Raw genomic sequence first — 24,090 nt, forward strand, 5'->3', positions numbered from 1 at the left:
GGTGTGTAGAGGACTTTCACCTCCAAGTCACCCACTCGGCCACCACAGCCAAGCGGGTTGCGCTGACGCGCAACGCGCCATGCCTGGCGCACAACAAAGCCCGCCACGAGGGCGGGCATAGGCATGCGGTCTAAACACGCATGCCTTGCAGTTGTTGCCTGATCTCCTAAAGGCCCAGGCTACCTTTGACCCTGGCGAACATCCTGTTCAGACATCTGCTTTCTAGGTCTTTCGTTCCCAGAAACTGGCTAACATCAACAACCCAACTAGGCTTCTTGCAATACTCTAAGTGCAGCCGAGGCTAAAAAACCAGACCGGCTTTTTTGCTCAGGATGATGTTTTACATACTCGTCGATGCGATTAAGCAAATGCCCAGGCAAGGTTATATTCAGCTTCTCAGCCTTGCCTAGATACTTCGTTATATCAATATCGACCACTGCCCAGGTGCAGCCTGCATATTCAGGATTAGCCGAATGGACGGTTAACTTATTTGCGGTAGGAATCACCGCTCCATCCTCGGCCAGTAATTCCAAGTGACCCTCGATCGCTTCTTTGGCCATCGCCAGAGCATCGTCGAGATCATCACCCGCTGAGAAACAGCCCGGAATATCTGGAACTTCGACACCCCAAGCGTGTTGCTCATCGCCAGGAAGAATCGCAATTGGATAAAGCACTGATTTGTCCTCCTCGGACGCTGTGATGTATCCCCTAGCTATCGACATCAGCTAGGTCAGATTCAACCGCTGGACTCAATGGAGATCAAGCGGTTGAAAGGCCCTCCTTCTCACAGTTGGGCTTGTTTCAAAATACTGTTGATCGTTTTCAGCAGCAGATCTTTCTTTGGATGTGGGATCGTCACCAACCCCGGTTTCGTTGGGTGTTTGAAGTGGTGATGACTCCCTTTCACCCGTACCTCGACCCAGCCATCCGCTTCGATCCTCGCTATCAGCTCGCGGCTATTCACATCACCTCCTTTCGCTGCGCCACTGGTGGTTACCATAACCACCGCCCTTGCGACTGTCAACACTATAACCACCGGTGGTTTAGCTGTTTGCCGCACCGTTCCAAGGCTGCCCGGCTGGGCGGCGGTTGGTCTGCATTTCATCCCCGCGGCCAGGGTCAGGCAGGCGATAAGTCCAGCGACAACATGGGCGAGCGTTTGCGCGAAGGCGTGATATATGTGCACAGCGTCTTGATAGGCCTGAACTGCGCTCGACCATTCGCATCAGTGCAGCGGGTGAGATCAGCGAAAGCGAGTTATAGGCGCGAATGTGGCTGATGGAGCGCGGCGAGAGCTTTGCACAGGAGACAGGGGAAGTGGCTGTAGCGAAAAGCGGCTCGGGAAGGAAGGAGAGCCTGCTCATGGGGCAGAATGCCGTGCATCTGTGCCGGCCTCATCGCCGGCAAGCCGGCTCCCACTTGGGTCTGGGAGGCCGGTTTGCCGGCGAATGGGCTGCAGGGCAGCCCTAAGCCAGGTCAGTATCAGAAGATGCTGATCGGATACTCGACGAAGACGCGGACTTCGTTGCCGTCGTCGAAGTAACCGTTCTGGCGAACGCTTTCCGACGTGCGCAGCCAGGAGCCGCGCAGCTTGACCGACAGGTCTTTGGCCGGGCCGTCTTGGACCACGTAGCGAAGCTGGTTGAAGATTTCACGCTCCTTGCCTTCGCCGTAGCCGTGGGTGTTGATGTTGTCACCACGCACGTAAGCGATCTTGTAGGTCAGCCCCGGAACGCCGTAGGCGCCAAAGTCCAGACCGTAGGCAACCTGCCAGGAACGCTCGTCTTCGGCGTTGAAGTCAGACCAGTAGGAGTTGGCCAGGTAGATGGTCGAACCACCGTCACCCACGCCACCGCGGTCCTGGTACCAGCCATAGTTGTAGCCAGTGCTGCCTGTGCTGCGCTGGTGCGCCAGGGTCACCGAGTGCGGGCCGAACGCGTAGGTGGCCGCCAGGCTCCAGATGGTGTTGTCGTCGCCAGTCAGGTCGGCTTTCTGCACGTACTTGCTGTTGATGTCCGACTTGTAGCCATTGAAGTCCAGGGTCAGGGACTGGTCTGCCGCGATCGGGAAGACGTAGTTCAGGCCCAGGTAGTGCTTCTTCATCACGTCTTCGATGTTGGACGTGTAGGCAGAGGCCGTGAAGTTGTCGGTGAACTTGTAGCTGCCACCGAACACATCAATCGACTTCAGGTGGCCGCTGTCACGACCCTCGGCACTCTTGCGCGCCTCTTGGGTGAAGTGGCCGGCATTCAGTTCCAGGCCTTCGATCTCCTTGGAGGTGATGAAGGTACCGGTGTAGCTCTCTGGCAGCAGACGGCTGTCGTCGTACTGCAGCACTGGCAGCGCAGGCATCATGTCACCGTACTTCAGTACAGTGTTGGACACGCGGAACTTGATCGCGGCACCGGCACGCGCCAGGTTGTGCGGCGAGTTTGCCGGCGCAGTGTCGCTGGCCTTGAAGAAGTCGACGCCGGCAGCGCCGTTACGGCCTTTGCCGCCGTCCAGGCGCACGGCATACAGGCCGAAGGCGTCAACGCCTACGCCCACGGTGCCCTGGGTGAAGCCGGAGGAGAAGTTGCCGATGAACGCCTGGCCCCACTCGCTCTGGTCCTTGGTGCCGTGTTTCTTGTCACGGTCCATGTAAGCGTTACGCAGAAGAATGTTTGCGTGGCTGTCTTCGATGAAGCCTTTGCTTTCGGCCTGCTCGTTGGCCTGGGCCTGGGTCGCGGCGATCATCGCCAACGCGACCAGGCTGATCCTGGTTTTCAACATCTTGTTTTCCTTGTTTCGTAATCAAAAACGCTCTGCAATATGACGCCAGGAACCAACGCCCCTTCGTAGGTTCGACGCTATGCGGATCCGAACTGATAAGGCCCGCCAGTGGTCGTGTGGCGGGCCTTGTGCAGCAGCATGGCCAGGTCATGGCCAGCAGGCGTTGGCCGAATCCTAGCCGCGTGCGATTACAAATGTCAAAAATTCGTGAAATGCAGAACGATATAACCAAAATAAGGCTTTCGAGCAGGGCAATTCCTTGCATGATCGCGCTATCGGCGGGCAATTTATCTCTGGTGGGATTGGTCGCTTTATTGCGTAGGGCAATTCTGAAATGAAGGCTCAGCACGGCGCCTTCAATGGCGCGCTCATGTGCAGCTTCTGGAGTGCAGGCAGGCCTTGGCCCGTCAGAAATGAAAACGCCACCGCGAGTGCGGTGGCGTTTCTAGAGGGTGGTTTGGGCTCCTGCCCTGTTCAGTGCCACACGCCCAGCAGCGCTTCCAGCTCCGCATCGCTGATCAGGCCCTGCGGATAGCGGCCAACCAGCAAACGTCGTGGGTCGGTCGTCCTGACCCGATTGCTTCCATGGTGTTTCAACCAATGTGCCAAGGTCTTCAGCGCTTGGTGGTTTACTGCCAATGGGCGCAAAGCCGTCTCACTTGCTGCGTTCATGTCTACACGTACTCCTTACCCCGTGAGCGGCTAATCTACGTCTTGATTGTTACAGAACGGAGTGACCGTACTGCGAGTTAACCCTCTGAAAACAATACAAAACATATGCCATACCGACATGCCGCACGTCGCGGCCGAAAAAAAACCCGTCAGGCGACGGGCTTTTTCGGAAGCGTTGCGTCAGCGCTTGACCGGCGCCGGTTGCTGCTGTGTCAGGCAGTGGATGTTGCCACCCCCCAGCAGCAGTTCACGCCCGGGGATCATCACCACCTCGTGGTCCGGGAAGACCTTGGCCAGAATGGCTCTGGCCTGGGCATCTGCCGGGTCATTGAAGCTTGGCGCGATGATGCCGCCGTTGACGATCAGGAAGTTCACGTAAGACCCGGCCAGGCGTACCGATGGGTCTCGCTCCTGGCTACCGGCCACGTGGTCGACACCGGCACACTCTTCCTCAGTAGCGAACAGCGGCCCGGGAATGGGCATCTTGTGCACCACAAACTCGCGGCCTTTGGCATCGCGGCTGTTTTTCAGCACCTCATAGGCGGCATGGCAGCGCGCGTAGTTGGGGTCGTTGGAATCATCGGTCCAGGCCAGTAACACTTCGCCTGGGCTGACGTAACAGCAGAAGTTGTCGACGTGGCCGTCGGTTTCGTCGTTGTACAGGCCATCGGGCAGCCAGACGATGGTCTCCACCGCCAGGTGCTCACGCAGGATCTCTTCGATCTGCTCACGGTTCAGGTGCGGGTTGCGATTGCGGTTGAGCAGGCACTCTTCGGTCGTGATCAGGGTGCCCTCGCCGTCCACATGGATCGAGCCGCCCTCCAGCACGAAGCCTTCGGTCTGGTAGCGCTGGCAACGCTCCATTTCCAGCACCTTGGCTGCCAGCTCCTCATCGCGGTTCCATGGCGCGTACAGGCCGCCGTCGAAGCCGCCCCAGGCGTTGAAGCCCCAATCCACACCGCGCACTTCGCCCGCATCGTTGATGACGAAGGTCGGGCCGGTATCACGCACCCAGGCGTCGTCATTGCTGATTTCCACCACACGGATGTTGGGCAGGTCGAGCTGGCGGCGGGCGTTTTCATACTGCCCGGCAGAAACGGCAACGGTCACTGGCTCGAAGCGGGCGATGGCCTTGGCCAGGGTGACGTGGGCAGCCTGGGCAGGCTTGCCGCCCAGGCGCCAGTTGTCCGAACGCTCGGGCCAGACCATCCATACCTGGCTTTGCGGCGCCCATTCGGCGGGCATGTGGAAACCGTCGGCGCGGGGGGTGGAGTTGAGGGTTTTCATGGGTAACCTCTGCAAAGGCCCTAGGCCGATGGTCAATGTGGATGGCGATTTTATAACCGATATATATCGGCATTAAAAGCCTGAAACAGCCGAACGGCTAATAAAAATGCCGCCCAAGCCGATAACAATCGACGTGAGCGGCATCGCTGATGCTTACAGCTCCTCGGACAGGATGCGGTCCACACTGTTCACAAAGTAGTCCACGCTGGCCCGCGTGGTGCACATCGGCGGTTTGATCTTGAGGATGTTCAGGTAATCGCCGGTCGGCTGCATGAAGATCCCAAGGTCACGCAGGCGGTCGCACAGCACCATGGTTTCCTCTGTGGCCGGCTCCAGGGTCTGGCGATCACGCACCAGCTCCAACCCCAGGTAGAAGCCCGAACCATGGACGGCACCAGCAAGCGGATGTTTATCGACCAACGTTTGCAGGCGCGCTTTGAAATAACGCCCGGTTTCGCGGGTGTTCTGCCACAAGCCCTCCTCGTCCATCACGTCCAGCACCGCCATGCCGATACGGCAACTCACCGGGCTGCCGCCCGCCGAGGAGAAGAAGTAGCCCTGCGCCTCCAGCGCCTCGGCAATCTCGCGCCGGGTGATCACCGCCCCCAGTGGCTGGCCGTTGCCCATACCCTTGGCCATGGTGATGATGTCGGGCACCACACCCTGCTCCTCGAAGCCCCAGAAGTACTCGCCCAGGCGGCCATAGCCCACCTGCACTTCATCGGCGATGCACACACCGCCGCGGGCACGGACCTTGGCATAGGCCTCTTTCAGGTAACCCGCCGGCAGCGAGATGCCACCGGCGTTGCCATAAACCGGTTCGCAGATCATGCCGGCCAGCTGACGGCCACGGGCATCGAGGTCGGCGAGCTTGGCATCGACGTCACGCAGGTAGTCACCGGCACTGTCTGCGCCGCGGTAGCGGCCACGGAAGGTATTCGGCGCCTCGACCGGGTGTACCCAGTCGGGACGGGTTTCCAGGGCTTGCGGGTTATCGGCGATGGAGGTGGAAATGGCATCGGTGGCTACCGACCAGCCATGGTAGGCCTCCAGCACGCTGAGCAGGTCGCGCCCGCCGCTGTAGGCCCAGGCCAGGCGGATGGCCAGGTCGTTGGCCTCGGTACCACTGTTGACCAGGAACACTCGGTCAAAGCCCGCCGGCGCCAGCTTGAGCAGGCGCTCGGAAAACTCGGCAATGGCCGCGTAATGGAAGCGTGAGTTGGTATTGAGCAACGACCATTGCCGCGCCGACTCGGCCACCATGCGAGGGTGGCCATGGCCCAGTACCGCGACGTTGTTGAGCATGTCGAGGTAGGAGCGGCCTTGCATGTCGATCAGGTAGTTGCGCCAGCCGCGCTCGATGTGGGGTGGCTGTGCATAGTAGTGCTTCTGCGAGCGGGCGAAGCTGGCGTCACGGCGGGCCAGCAAGGCCTGCGGGTCGGCCAGCGGCTCGGCATCGCAATCGAAGCCCAGCAACGCTGCAGGCGAGGGGCACAGCGCCAGCCAGGCGGCAGCCTGGGAAGGTGCAGCGAACAGTGGCGGCTGGATGCTGGCATCCAGGCACAGCTGCACACTGAGAAAACCACAGCTGGTGCCCAGCGCCTGCCCCTTGGCCACCGCCTGGCCGTCTGCGGGGGTATCTTCCAGGCCACTGAGCCACAAGGCCCACTGCGCCGTGCGCAAGCAGCCACGGCCATCGCCATGGCGCTGCCAGGTCCCGGCCTGCGGTGCCTGTACCTCGCTGCCGTTGGGCACATGCAGTTCGACGCCCAGGGCGCAGGTGGCCGGTTCATCGGGGCGGTCGATGTGGGTTTGCGACAGACGATACTGGCCATGCAGGCTGCAGGCAGGCGCGGGCTGCGCCGTCAGTTGACGCTGATCGAAGCCAGGCTGCTCCCAGTTACCCGCTTCGCAGAGGGGGCTGAGCACGCCCAGGTCGACGCGGGTTACTGCCTCGAGCGCTAGGTCCGGCAGCAACAGGGCGCAATCGGTCAGGTCCGGTCGGCTCGGCTCGATGCCGGCGGCCTGCAAAATGGCCGCTTCCATCAGGGCAAAAGGCACGGCGGTGGCAGTGTCGAAGATCTCCCACTCATGGGCGATGTTGTCACGGGTGTACTGGTTGCCGGGGTCCACGGCCAGTTGTTGCTCGCTGCTGAGTACCAACACGGCCGCGCGGTTGAGCACCAGCGGCCACAGGGCGCGCAACTCGGCTTCGCTCAGCGGGTTGAGGGCCTGGTAGGCGCTCACGGCCGGCAGGATGCGCAGCGGGTCGCCTTCGGCGTGGTGCAGCAGGGCCGCGCAGGTAACCGACAGGTCGGCGATGCGCCAGGTACGCACCAGGTCACCGAAATCGATGATGCCCTGCAGTTGCCACTGGCGCTGCTCATCGCGGGCCCAGACGGCATTGTCATCGGTGATGTCCAGGTGCACGGCCTGGCTCGGCAAGGCGTCCGCCAGCGGTGCCAGGTTTGCGGCGGCCAGGCGCGTGGCCTGTTCCACGCGGGCGCGCTGCCCGGCATCCTGCAGCACTGGCAACAAATGCTCGATCAGCGCCTGGGCGTGCTGCGGGTCCCATTGCAGGGTGCGCACCAGGCCGGGGTGGTCGAAATCGGCCAAGGCTTTGTCGACCCTGGCGCACAGCGCGCCCAGTTCGGCCATCAGCCGCGGCTGCATGTGCTTGAGGCGGGTCAGCGGGTGCCCCTCTATATAATCGAGCAGGCGGGCGCGCAGCGGTTGGCCATCGATGTCCAATGCCAACAACGACTGGCCGTCACGTGCCGGGCGTACGGCAGGTACCGGCAAGCCTTGCGCGCGCAGGTACGCCAGCGCTGCATGCTGCGCCTCCAGTTCCATCCGGGCATAATTGCCGTGGCAAACCTTGAGCACGAACCGCTCCTGGCCCGTATCCAGCCGCAAGTTCAGGTCTTGCTGGCTGCCCAGCCTGGACAGGCTGCCGGCCAGGTCGTAATGCGCCTGGAGCAAGGCATGCGCCTGGGCTTCGCTGAGCGAAGGGCTTGGCAAGCTGGAACGCTGGATAAGGGTGCTGAGGGGCATGAAGATGGAACCTCTTTTACGTTTCACTTATCTCGCCACTGCCGAAGCCGATACACAAGTGGCAGTGATGAAATGATGATCGTGCGTCCACGCTCGGTCATGATGGCAATCCGGGCTGCAAAGCACCAACGCGGCTACATTGAACGAGGCCGGTACGGTCCACCCCTGAGTACACTGGTCAGAAAATTGCCATGAACATAATCGCTACAGACATTCCCGACGTACTGATCATCGAGCCCAAGCTCTTCGGTGACAGCCGCGGCTTTTTCTTCGAAAGCTTCAATGCCCGCGAGTTTGCCAGGCTGACAGGCTTTGACGCCCATTTCGTCCAGGACAACCACTCCCGCTCACAGCGCGGCGTGCTCCGCGGGCTGCACTACCAGATCGACAACCCCCAGGGGAAACTGGTGCGGGTCGTTCAGGGCGAAGTGCTGGATGTGGCCGTGGATATCCGCCGCAGCTCACCGACATTCGGCCGCTGGGTGGCCACCCGCCTTTGTGCCGAAGACCACCGCCAATTCTGGATCCCACCAGGGTTCGCCCATGGTTTCCTGGTGTTGAGCGAGTCGGCTGACTTCCTGTACAAGACCACCGACTACTACAACCCCGCCGCCGAGCGCTGCATCCGCTGGGATGACCCACAGCTGGCCATCGACTGGGGCGTGGAAGCGCCGCTGCTGTCGGCCAAGGACCAGGCCGGCGCGCTGCTGGCAGACGCGGACCTGTTCCCATGAGGGTGCTCGTGTGTGGCCACAATGGCCAGGTCGCCCAGGCGCTTAAAACGCAGCTGGCCGGCCTGGGCGAGGTGCACCTGCTGGGCCGCGACCAGCTGGACCTGGCCCAGCCCGAAGCCTTGCGCGAACCGCTGCGCCAGCTTGCCCCCGCGCTGATCATCAATGCCGCCGCCTATACCGCCGTGGATCAGGCCGAAAGCGAGCCAGACACCGCCTTCGCGATCAATGGCCAAGCCCCAGGCGTGCTTGCCGAAGAAGCGCTGCGCCTTGGCGCACCACTGATTCACTATTCCACCGACTACGTGTTCGACGGGGAAAAGGCCACGCCCTACACCGAGCAGGACGTACCCAACCCGCTCGGCGTCTATGGGCGCAGCAAGCTTGCCGGTGAGCAGGCCATCGCTGCCGTGGGGGGCGAACACCTGATTCTGCGTACCAGCTGGGTGTACTCGCTGCATGGGCGCAACTTCCTGCTGACCATGCAACGCCTGCTGCAGGAAAAACCGCAACTGCGCGTGGTCGACGACCAGATCGGCGCGCCGACCTGGGCCACGACCATCGCCCACAGCACTCGCCTGCTGATCGAACGCTGGCAGGCCGGCGGGGCCGGAGCCTGGGGTACTTATCACCTGACCGCCCAGGGCCAGACGTCATGGTTCGGCTTTGCTCAGGCCATCGGCGAGCAGCTCAAGGCCCGTGGCCTGCCCTGCGCCGAGCTGCTGCCGATCCCCTCCAGCGACTACCCCACGCCCGCGCGCCGGCCGGCGAACTCGCGCCTGGACTGCTCGCGCCTGGCCCACGAATGGGGCGTGACGCTGCCGCACTGGCAGCAGGCGCTGATCGACTGCCTCAAGTAGCGCATAATTGCGCCAGACTCTTCTGGCGCATTTACGCGATGATTGCAAAACCCACGCACCCACGCCGTCCCCGCTGGCGCAGCCTGGCCCTGTTGGCCCTGTGCCTGGCCCCTTTGCTGTGGCCGCTGCATCACCTTGCCGAACGCTATTACCAGGACGAACTGGCGTCGCAGAATCGCCAGACCCTGGACCTGTACGTCGCCAACCTGCTCGGCACCCTGCACCGCTACGAAACCCTGCCGCAGATTCTTGGCGAACTGCCGGCGCTGCGTGGCGTGCTGGCCGACCCGTTCAAGCTCGAAGCGGTGACCAACGCCAACCGCCTGCTCAAAGACATCGCCCACCAGACTGGTGCCGAGGTGATGTACCTGATGGACGTCAGCGGCAATACCCTGGCCGCGTCCAACTGGGACAAGCGCGACAGCTTCGTGGGCCGTAATTTCGCCTTCCGCCCGTACTTCAACGAAGCCATGGCCGGGCAACTTGGGCGCTTTTTCGGGCAAGGCACCACGTCGGCCAAGCGCGGCTACTTTTTTGCCGCGGCAGTACATGACCGTGAACGCATCGTCGGGGTGTTGGTGGTCAAGGTCGACCTGGACCACACCGAGACCCTCTGGGGCAATACGCCTGAGCAATTGCTGCTGACCGACCACAACGGTGTGGTGATCCTCACCTCCCGGCCCGACTGGCGTTTTCGCGCCACCCGCGAGCTGACCGAGGCCGAGCGCCAGGCGATCATCGCCATCCAGCCCTACCCGACCCAGGCGCCACAGCCGCTGGACCTCAACCCGAACGCCTGGCTGGCGCAGACCCGTGACATCAAGGAGACCGGCTGGCAGGTCAGCATCCTCGCACCGCGCATGCTGGTCGACCGCTCGGTGCAAACCGTCATGGCCATCGGTGGCGGCGCGCTGCTGGTGCTGATGCTGCTGGCCGGGCTGGTGATGCAACGCCGCCGGCACTATATCGACCGCATCGACTTCGAAGCCCGGGGCCGTCAGGAGCTGGAAAATCGTGTGGCTCAGCGCACCGCCGACCTCGAAGGCCTCAACAACCGCCTGAAAAGCGCGGTACTGGAGCGCGAAAATGCCCAGCAGGAGCTGGTACGCGCCCAGGACGAGCTGGTGCAGGCGGGCAAGCTGTCGGTGCTCGGCACCATGTCGGCGAGCATCAGCCACGAACTCAACCAGCCCTTGGCAGCCATCCGCAGTTACGCGGAAAACGCCGAGATCCTGCTCGATCACCAGCGCACTGAAGATGCCCGTGGCAACCTCAAGCTGATCGGTGAACTGACCGGGCGCATGGCCTCGATCATCGCTCACCTGCGGGCCTTCGCCCGGCGTGATCGCCACGCGCCGGAAAGCGTGGCCCTGCAGCCGGCGCTGGACGACGCCCTGGCGCTTCTGGCCAAACGCCGCCGGGCGATGGCCGTGGAGCTGATCCGTGACCTGCCCGATGCCACCCTGTGGGTGCAGGCCGGGGAAACCCGCCTGCGCCAGGTGCTCGGCAACCTGCTGGCCAACGCCCTCGATGCCCTGACTGAAAAAGCCAACCCGCGCCGCCTGTGGCTCAGTGCCGAAAAGCGCGATGACTACGTCTACCTATTCATCCGCGACAATGGCCCGGGCTTCAGCCGGCAGGCCCTTGAGCACGCCAAGGAGCCGTTCTTCACCACCAAGACCCGCACCCAGGGCTTGGGCCTGGGCCTGGCCATCTGCGAAAGCCTGATGCGTGCCCTGGGCGGTGAACTGCTGCTGGCCAACCACCCGGAAGGCGGCGCCCTGCTCACCCTGCAAATGCGCGTGGCAGCCCCCGGCGCCAACCTGCAACCATCGGAGGACCCCTCGGCATGACCCCCGAGATACAGATCGACAGCCAGGCCCAGGTGCTGCTGGTCGACGACGACCCACACCTGCGCCAGGCCTTGAGCCAAACCCTCGACCTGGCGGGGCTGAAGGTGGTTGCCCTGGGCGACGCCCAAGGCCTGGCCGAGCGCCTGGAGCCCGACTGGCCTGGCGTGGTCGTCAGCGATATCCGCATGCCTGGCATTGATGGCCTGCAATTGCTCGAACAATTGCACGGGCGGGACAACGAGCTGCCAGTGTTGCTGATCACCGGCCACGGCGACGTGCCCCTGGCAGTGCAGGCCATGCGTGCCGGCGCCTACGACTTCCTTGAAAAACCGTTTGCCAGTGAAGCCCTGCTCGACAGCGTGCGCCGCGCCCTGGCCCTGCGCCGGCTGGTGCTCGACAACCGCAGCCTGCGCCTGGCCTTGAGCGACCGCCAGCAACTCTCTACCCGCCTGGTCGGCCAGTCGCCCGCCATGCAGCGCCTGCGCGAACAGATCGGTGCCCTGGCCGGCACCCGCGCCGATGTGCTGATCCTCGGTGAAACCGGCGCTGGCAAAGAGGTGGTCGCCCGCGCCCTGCACGATTTGTCCAGCCGCCGCGAGGGGCCATTCGTGGCCATCAATGCCGGCGCCCTGGCCGAGTCGGTGGTCGAAAGCGAGCTGTTCGGCCATGAGCCCGGTGCTTTCACCGGCGCGCAGAAGCGCCGCATCGGCAAATTCGAGTTCGCCAATGGCGGCACACTGTTCCTCGACGAAATCGAAAGCATGAGCCTGGACGTGCAGGTGAAGTTGCTGCGCCTGCTGCAGGAACGGGTGGTCGAGCGCCTGGGCGGCAACCAACTGATCCCGCTGGACATCCGCATCATTGCCGCAACCAAGGAAGACCTGCGCCAGTCTGCCGACCAGGGCCGTTTCCGTGCCGACCTTTATTACCGCCTGAACGTGGCGCCGCTGCGCATACCGCCGCTGCGCGAGCGTGGGGATGACATCCTGGTGCTGTTCCAGCACTTCGCCGATACCGCCAGCCAGCGTCACGGCCTGCCACCGCAAACCCTGCAGCCGGCGCACCGGGCCATGCTGCTGCGCCATGCCTGGCCAGGCAATGTGCGCGAACTGCAAAACGCCGCCGAGCGTTTCGCCCTTGGCCTGGAGCTGGCGCTCGATAACCAGGCTCCCGCTGCCGCAGCACCCACAACAGCGCATCAGCTGGGCAACCTCAGCGAACAGGTCGAGCAGTTCGAGCGTTCGTTGATTGCCGCCGAACTGGGCCAGCCGCACAGCTCCATGCGCAGCCTGGCCGAGGCCCTCGGTATCCCGCGTAAAACCTTGCATGACAAGCTGCGCAAGCACGGCCTCAGTTTTGACGGTGGCCACAGCGGGCCCGACGACCAAGAGGACAACCGCCCATGAACAGCGACAGCCAGTACCTGCAGGACGTACTGCACAGCGACATTCCCCTGACCCGTGAAATGGGCCTGCAGGTCATCGATTGGCAAGGCCAGAGCCTGCGCCTGCAACTGCCGCTGGCCGCCAACGTCAACCACAAGAGCACCATGTTCGGCGGCAGCCTGTACTGCGCCGCCGTTCTGGTGGGCTGGGGCTGGCTGCACCTGCGCCTGCGCGAACTGGGCATCGACGACGGGCATATCGTCATTCAGGAAGGGCAGATCAGCTACCCGCTGCCGGTCACCGGCACGGCCGTGGCACGCTGCGCCGCACCGGACGAAAAAACCTGGGAGCGCTTCGTGACGCTGTATCAGCGCCGCGGCCGTGCGCGCCTGACGCTGGGCACCACGGTGTGCAATGCTGGCAGCGACGAGCCCGCCGTGAGGTTCAGCGGGCAGTATGTGTTACATCGCTGAGGCGAGCTGGATCAGCGCCTGACGCCAGCTGGCAGCCGCGGGCAAAGCCAGGAAGGAGGGGTTGAGCAGGGATTCGCGCGGCGGGTAGCAGAACGGCTGGCCGTGCACGCCAATCACTTCGCCGCCTGCCCCTTCCAGCACACCTTGCGCCGCAGCGGTGTCCCACTGCGATGTCGGCGCCAGTCGCGGGTAGCAGTCGGCGCTGCCTTCGGCCAGCAGGCAGAACTTGAGCGAGCTGCCAATATTGGCCAGCTCCAGCTCGCCGACAGCAGCGCCCAGGCCGGCCAGCAGCGCCTCCTGCTGTGGGCTGGAGTGGCGTCGGCTGGCGACCACGGTGAAACGGCCATCGGCAGGCGGCGCGTTACGCACCTGGACCGGCTGGGGCTCGCCGCCGGCCTCTGCCCGCCAGGCGCCCAGGCCTTGGCCACCGAAGTAACAGCGGCCGCTGGTCGGCATCGAAACCACGCCAAACACCACTTCGCCGTTTTCGATCAGCGCGATATTGACGGTGAACTCTTCGCTGCCTGCGATGAACTCCTTGGTACCGTCCAAAGGGTCGACCAGCCACCAGCGCTGCCAGCCCTGGCGCTCGGCCAACGGGATATTGCAGTCTTCTTCGGACAGCACTGGGATCTGCGGCGCCAGGGCCTGCAGCCCGTCGGCGATCACCCGGTGTGCGGCCAGGTCGGCGGCGGTCACCGGCGAATCATCCGCCTTGTTGGTCACCGCGACGTCGGCGCGCCAGAACGGCAGGATCGCCTGCCCTGCCAGGCCGGCCAGTTGCACCACTGCATGCATCAGTTGCTGGTCGTTCATACCTCGAGCAGCCCCCGCTGGATCAGCAGGTCGCGCGCCAGGTACAACGCCGCCAGCGCCCGCCCCTCGCTGAACTGGGGGTGCATGGCCAGCGCTGAGAGTTCGCGAAGGTTGACCTTGTCGACCCGCATCGGCTCAGGCTCGTCGCCCTCCAGCCGCTCTTCGTAAAGGTCGGTGGCCAGCACCACCTGGATCTTCTGGCTCATGTAGCCGGGCGACAGCGACAGCTCGGTCAAATGTTCCAGCTGGCGCGCGCCAAAGCCGGCTTCTTCCTTGAGCTCCCGGTCAGCCGCGGCCAGCACATCCTCGCCCGGTTCGATCAGGCCTTTGGGCAGGGACACTTCGTATTCATCCGTGCCACCGCAATACTCCTCGACCAACACGGCGTGTTCGGCATCGAGCATGGCCACGATCATGACCGCGCCGTAGCCATTGCCGCGCCCGACCAGACGCTCGTAGGTACGCTCGGTGCCATTGCTGAAGCGTAACTGCACGGCCTCGACGCGGAACAAGCGGCTGCTGGCGACGATCTCGCGGCTGAGAACGGTGGGTTTCTGGCGCATGGGGCGGCTCCTTGGCGTGAACGGGTTACTATACCGTGGCTTGCCGACTGAACGAGAGTTTCCCATGCCTGTTCTTCCCTGGTCTGCCATCGATACTGTCCTGCTGGATATGGACGGCACGCTGCTCGATCTGCATTACGACAACCGCTTCTGGCTGGAGCACCTGCCCCAGCGCTACGCACAGGTGCACGGCGTAAGCCGGGCAATGGCTGAGATGGAGCTGCAGCCGCTGTTCGAGCGCAATGCCGGTACGCTCAACTGGTACTGCCTGGACTTCTGGAGCCGTGAGCTGAACTTGCCGATCCGCGAACTCAAGCGCGAGATCGCCGACCTGATAGCCCTACGCCCAGACGCCGATACCTTCCTGGCGGCGATCCGCCAGGCCGGCAAGCGCGTGGTGATGATCACCAATGCGCACCGTGATTCGCTGTCGTTGAAGCTGGAGCGGGTGGAACTGGCGCCGTATTTCGAGCGGCTGATCAGTTCGCATGATTATGGCTACCCGAAAGAGAGCCCGCAGTTCTGGGACGCGTTGCAGGCCGATATCGGGTTCGAGCCTGGGCGCAGCCTGTTCATCGACGACACCCTGGCCATCCTGCGCAGTGCCCGGCGGTTTGGCGTGGGGCATTTGCTGGCTGTGCGCCAGCCCGATAGCCAGGCTGCGCCGCGCGATACCCAGGAGTTTGCGGCAGTCGAGGATTACCGGGAGTTGCTGGTCGGTCTTTAGGGCCAATCGCCGGCAAGCCGGCTCCATCCAGTGGGAGCCGGCTTGCCGGCGATTGGCCGGGGCGATAGCGATCTGTCAGTCCGGAATACGCAGCACCTGGCCCGGGTAGATCCTGTCCGGATGCTTGAGCATTGGCTTGTTGGCTTCGAAGATCTTGTTGTACTGGCCAGCGTTGCCATAAACGACCACGGCAATGGCTGACAGCGTGTCACCCGTTTTAACGGTAATGAACCGCGCAGCCTTAACGACCGGCCCCGTTACAGTGATCTGATCGTCAACGCTGGCCACACCACTTATGTTACCGGCCGCAAGGATGATCTTCTCCTTCTCCTCCTGGCTGGCAACCTCGCCCTTGAGGGTGATCTTGTCACCGTCTACCGTAGCGGTGATGTTCGGGTTGCCCAGGCCGACGTTCTCCACATGTTTCTTCAACTGCTCCTCGGCATTGGCATTGCCTGGCGTCAGTAGGTCGATCAACTTCTCGCCGGCTTCTTTCACGAAACTGAAAAGGCTCATTGCGTTCTCCATGTTGACGTTAACCTCGGAATCACGAGTCTAGGCCAGGATTTCCTCCCCCGCCCCACTGCGACCAATCGACGCGGTCTATCAAGGCATAGACCCTAGCGATTAGACGTGACCGGCCCACAGGCCTAGGCTGGTGCTATCAAAAAGCCGCCGGTAGTCAGCGCCGATGAACAACCAGCCCCGATGAACAGCAAGCCACCGGTCTGCGCGGCCTCGACGCCCCTGGCCTTGCCTGCCGCCAGCAACACCTATGATTACGTCCAGCTCGACGACGCTGCGCGGGCCAGCACACCGCTGGCCGAAGAAGTCGCCCTGGCCATCGTCTACAACGGCCTCAATCAGGCCGTGATGCTCGTCAGCCCCACCGACCTTGAAGACTTTGCGGTCGGTTTCAGCGTTGGCAGCGGCATTGTCGAAGGCACCGCAGACATCTACGACCTGAAACTTTCCGGCAGTGGCTCGGCGTTGTACGCCGACCTGGAAATTTCCAGCCGCGCATTCTGGAACCTGAAAAACCAGCGTCGCCAACTGGCCGGCACCAGCGGTTGTGGCCTGTGTGGCGTCGAAGCCCTGGAGCAAGCGCTACCAGAGCTTGCTGAGCTGCCGGGCGCACCATTGCCCCCGGCGCAGTGGCTGGTGGGCCTGCGTGAGCGCATCGATGCCTTCCAGCCGCTGGGCCAGCACTGCGGCGCCGTGCATGCGGCATTGTTCATGAACGCCCAAGGCGAGTTGCTGCTCGGCCGTGAAGACATTGGCCGCCACAACGCGCTGGACAAGCTGATCGGCGCCCTGCTGCGCCAAGACATCGCCACCGCAGGTGGCTTGGCCATCGTCACCAGCCGCTGCAGCCTGGAGCTGATCCAGAAAGTCCTGCGTGCCGGCATCCAGACCCTGGTCAGCCTCTCGGCCCCTACCGGGCTTGCCCTGCAATGGGCGCGCAAGCACAACCTCAACCTCATTCACCTGCCCAAACACAGTGCACCGCGGGTCTACAGCCCAGCGGCGGAGTCGTAATAGCCGTGACCTCGTACCAACCTCTTCCAGACAACGCCCCAGCCTCCCCACCACGCTACAAGCCCTACCACGGCCCCGCCGGCGGCTGGGGCGCACTGCGCAGCGTGGCCAAGGCCTGGGTGGGCAGCGACAATGCGCTGAAGAACCTTCGCGCCCTGCTCAAGACCAACCAGAATGGCGGCTTCGACTGCCCCGGTTGCGCCTGGGGCGACTCGCCCGAGAGCGGTATGGTCAAGTTCTGCGAGAACGGCGCCAAGGCGGTCAACTGGGAAGCCACCAAGCGCCGCGTCGATGCGGCATTCTTCGCCCGGTACAGCGTCAGTGCACTGCTCGATCAGAGCGACTACTGGCTGGAATACCAAGGCCGCCTGACCGAACCGATGGTCTACGACCCGGCCAGCGACCGCTATCAGCCGATCGCCTGGGATGCAGCCTTTGCCTTGATCGCCCGTGAGCTGAACAACCTGGCAAGCCCCGATCAGGCCGAGTTCTATACCTCCGGGCGGGCCAGCAACGAAGCGGCGTTCCTGTACCAGTTGTTCGTGCGTGCATACGGCACCAACAACTTCCCCGACTGCTCCAACATGTGCCACGAGGCCAGCGGCGTAGCCTTGGGGCAAAGCATCGGTGTGGGCAAGGGGACGGTCACTTTCGATGACTTCGAGCACGCCGACGCAATCTTCGTCTGGGGCCAGAACCCCGGCACCAACCACCCGCGCATGCTCGACCCGCTGCGCGATGCCGTGAAGCGTGGCGCCCAGGTGGTATGCATCAACCCGCTCAAGGAGCGCGGCCTGGAGCGTTTCCAGCATCCCCAGAACCCGCTGGAGATGCTGACCAACAGCGACCGGCCGACCAACACTGCATTCTTCCGCCCGGCGCTGGGCGGCGACATGGCGCTGCTGCGCGGCATGGCCAAATTCCTGCTGCAGTGGGAGCGTGAGGCGCAGGCCAAAGGTGAGCCGGCGGTGTTCGATCACGTATTCATCGCCGAGCATGGTCACGGCGTCGATGAGTACCTGGCGGCGGTAGACGCCACCTCGTGGGCGCACATCCAAGAGCAGTCCGGCCTTGAGCTTGCGGACATCGAGCTGGCGGCACGCATGTACTGCCGCGGCAAGCGGGTGATCATGTGCTGGGCGATGGGCATCACGCAGCACCGCCACTCGGTGCCTACCATCCAGGAAATCGTCAACCTGCAGATGCTGCGCGGTAACATCGGTGTGCCTGGCGCAGGGCTGTGCCCGGTACGTGGCCACAGCAACGTGCAGGGCGACCGCACCATGGGTATCAATGAGCGCCCGCCGGTGGCGCTGCTCGATGCCATCGAAAAACGCTTCAATTTCCCGGTGCCGCGGCACAATGGCCACAATACCGTCGAAGCGATCCACGCCATGCTCGACGGCCGCGCCAAGGTGTTCATCGGGCTGGGTGGCAACTTCGCCCAGGCCACCCCGGATACCGAGCGTACCGCCCAGGCCCTGCGCAACTGCGCGCTGACCGTGCACATCAGCACCAAGCTCAACCGTAGCCACCTGATCCATGGCAAACAGGCGCTGATTCTGCCGTGCCTGGGCCGCACCGACATCGACCTACAGGCCGACGGGCCGCAGGCGGTCACCGTTGAAGACTCTTTCAGCATGGTCCATGCCTCCAACGGCCAGCTCAAGCCGCTGTCGACTCACATGCGCTCGGAGCCGGCAGTGGTTGCCGGCATCGCCGCCGCCACCCTGGGCAAAAACCCGGTCGACTGGCACTGGCTGGTGGCCGACTACAACCGTATCCGCGACTTGATCGGCGACACCATTGCAGGCTTTACCGACTTCAACCAGCGCCTGAGCCACCCAGGCGGTTTCTACCTGGGCAACAGTGCAGCCAGCCGCCAGTGGAAGACCACCAGCGGCCGCGCCAACTTCAAGGCCAACCTGCTGCCGGACACCCTGCTCGACGAGCGGGTACGCGCCAGCGGCCAGGTACCCGACCTGATCATGCAGTCCATGCGCTCGCACGATCAGTACAACACCACCATCTATGGCCTGGACGACCGCTACCGTGGCGTGCGTGGCCAGCGTGACGTGCTGTTCGTCAACGAGGCCGACATCATCCGCCTGGGCTTCCAGCCGGGGCAGAAGGTCGACATCGTCTCGTTGTGGGGTGATGCGCATGTGCGCCGTGTGCAGGGTTTCACCCTGCTGCCTTTCGACATCCCGGCTGGGCAAGCGGCGGCGTACTATCCGGAAGTGAATCCGCTGATTCCGTTGGAAAGCATTGGCCAGGGCAGCCATACACCAACCTCCAAGTTCGTCGCCATCAAGTTGGAGCGGGCGCGCGACGACGGGCGAATCGTGTAACCGAACGGCACGTTTAAAAACGAAAAAAGCCCTGTTCCACAGGGGTTCAGGGCTTTGTCACAATTACCTCTGACACATGAAAAACGATAAAGTTTCATCGGAAAATCAGTAACTTAGAAAATTGTGTACAACTCGTGCTACTCGTCGGTTTTCCGTTGCCAGCCGCCTCAAGGAACTGCAAATTCGCCCTCGTCATCCTTATGAGGCTCTCTTGATGAAGAAGTACTCCTCGATTTTGTTGTTGTCTTTCAGCTTGCTAAGCGGCGTTGCCATGGCCGGTGGCAATACCGAGGCCGGCATTGGCGGCGCATTGGGTGGGGTACTCGGCTCCGTAGTGGGCAACTCCATCGGTGGTAGCACCGGCGGCGCCATTGGTGCCGGCCTTGGCGGTGCGGCCGGCGGTGCCCTGGGTGCCGACAAGCGTCAGCGTGGTGAGGCCGCCATCGGTGGCGCGCTGGGCGCTGCGGGCGGTAACGTGGTCGGTCGTTCGGTGGGCGGTACCACCGGCAGCTACATTGGTGCAGCCGCAGGCGGCGGCGCCGGTGGCGCGCTCGGTAACTACCTGGGCAACAAGGCCGATGATGACGAGCGCCGCGACGATCGCCGCTACCGTCGCGGCTACGACGACCGCCGTCATTACGACCGTGGCCGCCACTACGGCCACCGTAAGCACAAGCGCCATTGGCGCCACTGATACCTGAGACCCTCCTCAGGCAGCAAAAGCCCCGCCCTCACCCGCGGGGCTTTTTCATGCCTGCGGCGCGAGCTGCAGGCCCGACAAAGTCACCTGCAGCGCCTGCGGCAACGGTACCGGCCGACCGCTGGCGCGCTCGATAAACACCTGTACCACGGTCCCTGCCGCGCAAGCATCGAGCTCGCCCGGGCGATACAACGCCAGCCGGAACTCCACCGTGCTACCTGCAAGGCGAGTTACGCCCAAACCCACCTCCAGCACATCCGGGAAGCCCGGCAGCGCGAAAAAGTCTGCCGCCGAACTGACCACGAACGCGGCCAGCTCGCCTTCACGCAAGTCGAATTCAGCCTGCTCGACCAGAAACGCCTGGATGGCGGTTTCGAAGAAGCCATGCACGGTGGCGCCAGCAATGTGGCCGTTATGGTCGTTGTCTTGGGGGCGGGTGAGGATGGGGTGGAAGTGGGAGAAAGCGCTGCGCTGAGGGCATTCGGTCATCTGTCTGTCTCGCAAGATCGCAGGGGATGCCATCAGTGAAACAGAAATTCGGGAAGCGGTGGATATTTCACCGCCCAGAGACCAGCGAGAAAAGCCATTGGGCCCCATCGCCGGCAAGCCGGCTCCCACAGGGATCGCGCCAGCTTTTAGAAGTTGAGCAAGGCAGTTGCTCCCATAGGTACAGCGCAGTGCTCGAAGCCTGTGCTGTACCTGTGGGAGCCGGCTTGCCGGCGATGGGCTGCGAAGCAGCCCTGCTAACGCTGACTCGACTGGCTCAGCTTACAGCTGTGGGCCAGCAGCCTTGATGGCGTCGGACACGTCGAACTTCTTGAAGTTTTCAGTGAACAGCTTGGCCAAGCCTTTTGCAGCTTCGTCGTAGGCAGCTTTGTCAGCCCAGGTGTTGCGCGGGTTGAGCAGCTCGGTCTCGACGCCCGGAACGGCCTTCGGCACGTCCAGGTTGATGATGTCCAGGTGCTCGGTCTCGGTACCGACCAGCGCGCCGCTCTGGATGGCAGCGATCACGCCACGGGTGGTCGGGATGCTGAAGCGCTTGCCGACACCATAGCCACCACCGGTCCAACCGGTGTTGACCAGGTACACCTTGGAGCCGAAGGCGTTGATACGCTTGATCAGCAGCTCGGCATATTCGCCTGCCGGGCGCGGGAAGAACGGTGCGCCGAAGCAGGTGGAGAAGGTCGACTTGATGCCGCCGCCCGAACCCATTTCGGTAGAACCGACCAGCGCGGTGTAGCCAGACAGGAAGTGGTAAGCCGCCTGCTCGTTGTTCAGGATCGAAACTGGCGGCAGAACACCGGTCAGGTCGCAGGTCAGGAAGATGACCGCGTTAGGCTCGCCACCCAGGTTGGCTTCGGCGCGCTTGGCGACGTGCTCCAATGGGTAGGCGGCGCGGCTGTTCTGGGTCAGGCTGACATCGGCGTAGTCGGCGTGCTTGTTGCCGTCGAGGACGACGTTTTCCAGCACCGCGCCATGCTTGATGGCTTTCCAGATGACCGGCTCGTTCTTCTCGGACAGGTCGATGCACTTGGCGTAGCAGCCGCCTTCCATATTGAAGACAACGCCTTCGCCCCAACCGTGCTCGTCATCACCGATCAGGTAACGGCTTTCGTCAGCCGACAGGGTGGTCTTGCCGGTGCCGGAAAGGCCGAAGAACAGGGTGACGTCGCCTTCTTCACCGATGTTGGCGGCACAGTGCATTGGCAGCACGTCGGCAGCCGGCAGCAGGAAGTTCTGCACCGAGAACATGGCTTTCTTCATTTCGCCGGCATAACGCATGCCAGCGATCAGCACCTTCTTGGCGGCGAAGTTGATGATGACGCAACCGTCGGAGTTGGTGCCGTCACGCTCAGGCACGCACTCGAAGTTGGCAACGTTGAGGACCTGCCACTGGTCGCGGCCAGCCGGGTTGAACTGCTCAGGGTTGATGAACAGGCAACGGCCGAACAGGTTCTGCCAGGCGGTCTGGGTGGTCATCTTCACCGGCAGGTAGTGCTCGGCGGCAGCCCCTACGTGAACGTAGGAAACGAAGTGATCCTGGGCGTTGTTGAACGCCTCGACGCGGTCCCACAGGGCATCGAACTTGTCGGCCGGGAACTTGCGGTTGATCGGGCCCCAGGCGATGGCGTCCTGGGTGGAAGGTTCTTCGACGATGAAACGGTCAGCCGGCGAACGGCCAGTACGGTGCCCGGTCTCGACGACCAGTGCGCCGGTATCGGCTAGCACGCCTTCACCGCGTTGCAGCGCTTCTTTTACCAGCTCATCGACGCTCAGGTCGGTGTACACGGTGTTGTTGGCTTGCGTCATGAGATACCCCATCCGGCCCGAGGCCGAGTGCTCCAAACGTTTTGTAGTTGTCTAAAAAAAACTACTACAGCGAAAAAAGTGGCCGGATTATGCCAGAAACGCCCAAAAAAAGTAGGCCCCTCCTGTCGTAACTGCCCTTTTGCGCAATTCGACAGGAGAATTCACTGAAATTAAACGTTTCAGTGGCGAGTTTCTGACGCCGTGTCAGTGCCACCACCGGCAAACAGTTGTGCCACATCGCTGGCATCGAAGAAATAACGCTCGTTGCAGAACTGGCAATCGATCTCGACCTTGCCACCGCACTCCTCGACCAGCTGCTTGGCATCCTGCTCGCCAAGACTGACCAGCGCATTGCCGGAACGTTCGCGCGAGCAGCTGCACTTGAAGCGCAGCGGCTGGATGTCGAACAGGCGTACGGCGTCTTCATGATAGAGGCGGTGCAGCAAGGTTTCGTTGGCCTCGGCCCACTCCTGCGGCTTGAGGGTGTTGGCCAGGGCAATCACATGCTGCCAACTGTCCTCGCGCTCTTCTTCGTCACGCTGGCGATCCACCGGCAACTGCTGCAGCAACAGGCCGCGGGCCTTGCCGCCTTCGGCGTTGAGCCAGAAGCGCGTGTTGAGCTGCTGCGACTGCACGAAGTAGTTGGTGAAGCACTCGGCCAGGTTTTTGCCGTCGAGCTCGACGGTACCCTGGTAGCGCTGGCCCTTGACCGGGTCGATGGTCAGGGTCAGATGGCCGTCCGGCATCAGCTGAGCCAACGTCGCGTCGGCGGGGATCTGGTCCGCTTCGTATCGCGCCATGCCCCGGATGTCGCGCTCGCCCGAGCACTCCACCATCAACAGTGGGATGGGGCCGGCGGAGCGGGCCTGCAGGATCAGCAGGCCGTCGAACTTCAAGGCGCCCACCAACAGCGAGGTAGCGGCCATCAGTTCGCCGAGCAATGTGGCAACGGGCTGTGGGTAGGCATGACGAGCCAACACTGCGGCGTAGCTGTCATCGAGTGCCACCCACTCGCCGCGAATATCGCGGTCGTCGAAGATGAAACGTTGGGTGAAATCGGTATCCGGCAAATCGCTCATAGGTTTTGGCTATCTAAAAATGATGACAAAATGGTTACACGGGATGTCTGACAGTTGCGAGACTCCGTGACAGAGCGCTCACAAGGCGCTCCGATTCCTGATTGCAATAGAGGTATTTTATGGACAATCGACCACTGTTAAAAGCAACGTGGTCCTGGGGCCCCTTGGCAGCCTGCACGTTGCTGCCCATCGCTCTACTGTGTTTCTGGTTATGGCCCGTTGGCCAGATCCTGTGCCTGACTTTCGACGAATGGCTGTTCCACAGCCTCAATGCACCGTTGGCCGACAACACCGCCTGGCGCTATGTCTGGACCATCGGCAGCCTGCGGCCCTTCGACATCGTCGTTGGCCTGGTCCTTCTGGCCGTGCTGATCCGCGGCGACTGGGTGTTCAAAGCCAGCCAGGTGCGTGAAGCCTTCTTCGGCTTTCTGGTTACGCTAATCCTCTTAGTGGTGATTCGCGCGCTGTTTTCCAAGTGGGTGGATGCAATGGGCTGGCAGCATGACAGCCCATCGATGGTATTCACCAACGCTGTGCACCTGAGCGACTACTACCCGAACCTAGAGAAGGCATGGGAGCTGAAGGACCGTTCCAGCAACAGCTTCCCGGGCGACCACGCCTCGGTGTTGCTGATCTGGGCCTTGTTCATGAGCCTGTTCAGCCGGCGCCTGGTCCAGCACCTGGTGATCTGGGGCCTGGCGTTGCTGTTCATGCTGCCACGGCTGGTCGCAGGCGCGCACTGGGGGCAGGATGACTACATCGGTGGCTTGCTGATGGCAGTGCTGGCCTTGGGCTGGAGCTGCCATACGCCGCTAGCGGCAAAGGGTAGCGCATTGCTGGTGCGGTGGACGGCGCCATTGTTTGCCATTGGGGCCAGGCTACCGTTGGTCGGGCGCCTGGCGGTGTTCCGCTAGAGGC

At 62.8% G+C, this 24,090-nt stretch carries 22 protein-coding genes; 10 read left to right on the forward strand and 12 right to left on the reverse strand.

Annotation, left to right across the window (positions count from 1 at the left end):
• Positions 1–266: 266 nt before the first annotated feature.
• From ACIPZC_RS21655 to ACIPZC_RS21680, 6 genes are all read right to left on the reverse strand, one after another.
• Positions 267–674, reverse strand: a complete 408-nt coding sequence (locus ACIPZC_RS21655) for a type II toxin-antitoxin system HicB family antitoxin (protein WP_349975976.1) — start codon at positions 672–674, stop codon at positions 267–269.
• Positions 675–784: 110 nt separating this feature from the next.
• Entirely contained in the window at positions 785–964 is a 180-nt protein-coding gene (locus tag ACIPZC_RS21660) for a type II toxin-antitoxin system HicA family toxin (protein ID WP_267819423.1), read from the reverse strand.
• A gap of 518 nt (positions 965–1,482) precedes the next feature.
• Positions 1,483–2,772, reverse strand: coding sequence for an OprD family porin (locus ACIPZC_RS21665; protein ID WP_267819426.1), 1,290 nt, complete (start codon positions 2,770–2,772; stop codon positions 1,483–1,485).
• A gap of 474 nt (positions 2,773–3,246) precedes the next feature.
• Positions 3,247–3,444 carry a hypothetical protein gene (locus ACIPZC_RS21670; RefSeq protein ID WP_241805553.1) on the reverse strand — a complete coding sequence of 66 codons (198 nt, stop codon included), beginning with the start codon at positions 3,442–3,444 and terminating at the stop codon, positions 3,247–3,249.
• A gap of 180 nt (positions 3,445–3,624) precedes the next feature.
• The gene (aguA, locus tag ACIPZC_RS21675; protein ID WP_400629459.1) at positions 3,625–4,731 is read right to left on the reverse strand and encodes an agmatine deiminase; all 1,107 of its coding nucleotides are present in this window, start codon (positions 4,729–4,731) and stop codon (positions 3,625–3,627) included.
• Between the two features lie 153 nt (positions 4,732–4,884).
• Positions 4,885–7,785 (reverse strand): aminotransferase, encoded by a 2,901-nt coding sequence (locus tag ACIPZC_RS21680; RefSeq protein ID WP_400629461.1) that lies wholly within the window; start codon positions 7,783–7,785, stop codon positions 4,885–4,887.
• 191 nt (positions 7,786–7,976) lie between these two features.
• On the opposite strand from ACIPZC_RS21680, the gene rfbC reads away from it, so the two are divergent.
• Genes rfbC through ACIPZC_RS21705 form a run of 5 tightly spaced genes read left to right on the forward strand, consistent with a single transcriptional unit; the run spans position 7,977 to position 13,087 of the window.
• The gene (rfbC, locus tag ACIPZC_RS21685; protein ID WP_012316701.1) at positions 7,977–8,519 is read left to right on the forward strand and encodes a dTDP-4-dehydrorhamnose 3,5-epimerase; all 543 of its coding nucleotides are present in this window, start codon (positions 7,977–7,979) and stop codon (positions 8,517–8,519) included.
• Positions 8,516–9,376: a dTDP-4-dehydrorhamnose reductase gene (gene rfbD / locus ACIPZC_RS21690; protein WP_400629463.1), complete on the forward strand. Its 861-nt coding sequence runs from the start codon at positions 8,516–8,518 to the stop codon at positions 9,374–9,376. Before rfbC ends, rfbD begins: the two co-directional genes overlap by 4 nt.
• A gap of 38 nt (positions 9,377–9,414) precedes the next feature.
• Complete coding sequence (locus tag ACIPZC_RS21695) at positions 9,415–11,229, forward strand: ATP-binding protein (RefSeq protein ID WP_267819435.1); 1,815 nt, start codon at positions 9,415–9,417, stop codon at positions 11,227–11,229.
• Positions 11,226–12,635: a sigma-54-dependent transcriptional regulator gene (locus tag ACIPZC_RS21700; protein ID WP_400629466.1), complete on the forward strand. Its 1,410-nt coding sequence runs from the start codon at positions 11,226–11,228 to the stop codon at positions 12,633–12,635. Before ACIPZC_RS21695 ends, ACIPZC_RS21700 begins: the two co-directional genes overlap by 4 nt.
• Positions 12,632–13,087 (forward strand): YiiD C-terminal domain-containing protein, encoded by a 456-nt coding sequence (locus tag ACIPZC_RS21705; RefSeq protein ID WP_400629468.1) that lies wholly within the window; start codon positions 12,632–12,634, stop codon positions 13,085–13,087. Before ACIPZC_RS21700 ends, ACIPZC_RS21705 begins: the two co-directional genes overlap by 4 nt.
• Here the strand turns inward: ACIPZC_RS21705 and cysQ are convergent.
• Together cysQ and nudE are read right to left on the reverse strand one after the other, a co-directional pair.
• Positions 13,076–13,903: a 3'(2'),5'-bisphosphate nucleotidase CysQ gene (cysQ, locus tag ACIPZC_RS21710; protein WP_400629470.1), complete on the reverse strand. Its 828-nt coding sequence runs from the start codon at positions 13,901–13,903 to the stop codon at positions 13,076–13,078. The genes ACIPZC_RS21705 and cysQ overlap by 12 nt on opposite strands.
• A complete protein-coding gene (nudE, locus tag ACIPZC_RS21715; RefSeq protein ID WP_241805538.1) occupies positions 13,900–14,466 on the reverse strand; it encodes an ADP compounds hydrolase NudE in 567 nt (188 codons plus the stop codon). Before nudE ends, cysQ begins: the two co-directional genes overlap by 4 nt.
• A gap of 64 nt (positions 14,467–14,530) precedes the next feature.
• Here nudE and yrfG point away from each other — a divergent pair, with 64 nt between their 5' ends.
• Complete coding sequence (gene yrfG, locus ACIPZC_RS21720; protein WP_012316708.1) at positions 14,531–15,193, forward strand: GMP/IMP nucleotidase; 663 nt, start codon at positions 14,531–14,533, stop codon at positions 15,191–15,193.
• 75 nt (positions 15,194–15,268) lie between these two features.
• Here the strand turns inward: yrfG and lysM are convergent, their stop codons facing one another.
• Positions 15,269–15,709, reverse strand: coding sequence for a peptidoglycan-binding protein LysM (gene lysM, locus ACIPZC_RS21725; protein WP_400629472.1), 441 nt, complete (start codon positions 15,707–15,709; stop codon positions 15,269–15,271).
• A gap of 192 nt (positions 15,710–15,901) precedes the next feature.
• Here lysM and fdhD point away from each other — a divergent pair, with 192 nt between their 5' ends.
• The 3 genes from fdhD (at position 15,902) to ACIPZC_RS21740 (ending at position 19,777) form a co-directional block, all read left to right on the forward strand.
• Positions 15,902–16,732 carry a formate dehydrogenase accessory sulfurtransferase FdhD gene (gene fdhD / locus ACIPZC_RS21730; RefSeq protein ID WP_241805536.1) on the forward strand — a complete coding sequence of 277 codons (831 nt, stop codon included), beginning with the start codon at positions 15,902–15,904 and terminating at the stop codon, positions 16,730–16,732.
• 5 nt (positions 16,733–16,737) lie between these two features.
• Complete coding sequence (locus ACIPZC_RS21735) at positions 16,738–19,083, forward strand: FdhF/YdeP family oxidoreductase (protein ID WP_400629474.1); 2,346 nt, start codon at positions 16,738–16,740, stop codon at positions 19,081–19,083.
• A 214-nt stretch (positions 19,084–19,297) separates the two neighbouring features.
• A complete protein-coding gene (locus ACIPZC_RS21740; RefSeq protein ID WP_400629476.1) occupies positions 19,298–19,777 on the forward strand; it encodes a glycine zipper domain-containing protein in 480 nt (159 codons plus the stop codon).
• 54 nt (positions 19,778–19,831) lie between these two features.
• Here ACIPZC_RS21740 and ACIPZC_RS21745 read toward each other — a convergent pair whose 3' ends face one another.
• The 3 genes from ACIPZC_RS21745 to hslO form a co-directional block, all read right to left on the reverse strand.
• On the reverse strand, positions 19,832–20,272 hold the full coding sequence (locus ACIPZC_RS21745) for an acyl-CoA thioesterase (RefSeq protein ID WP_400629478.1): 441 nt from the start codon (positions 20,270–20,272) through the stop codon (positions 19,832–19,834).
• A 279-nt stretch (positions 20,273–20,551) separates the two neighbouring features.
• A complete protein-coding gene (locus ACIPZC_RS21750) occupies positions 20,552–22,093 on the reverse strand; it encodes a phosphoenolpyruvate carboxykinase (RefSeq protein WP_241805526.1) in 1,542 nt (513 codons plus the stop codon).
• A 179-nt stretch (positions 22,094–22,272) separates the two neighbouring features.
• Complete coding sequence (gene hslO / locus ACIPZC_RS21755; protein WP_241805520.1) at positions 22,273–23,172, reverse strand: Hsp33 family molecular chaperone HslO; 900 nt, start codon at positions 23,170–23,172, stop codon at positions 22,273–22,275.
• A gap of 119 nt (positions 23,173–23,291) precedes the next feature.
• Between hslO and ACIPZC_RS21760 the strand changes: the two genes are divergently transcribed.
• On the forward strand, positions 23,292–24,086 hold the full coding sequence (locus ACIPZC_RS21760; protein WP_400629481.1) for a phosphatase PAP2 family protein: 795 nt from the start codon (positions 23,292–23,294) through the stop codon (positions 24,084–24,086).
• Positions 24,087–24,090 lie beyond the last annotated feature (4 nt).

This window comes from Pseudomonas sp. NPDC089743 (assembly GCF_044748785.1).
Taxonomy (GTDB): domain Bacteria; phylum Pseudomonadota; class Gammaproteobacteria; order Pseudomonadales; family Pseudomonadaceae; genus Aquipseudomonas; species Aquipseudomonas putida_X.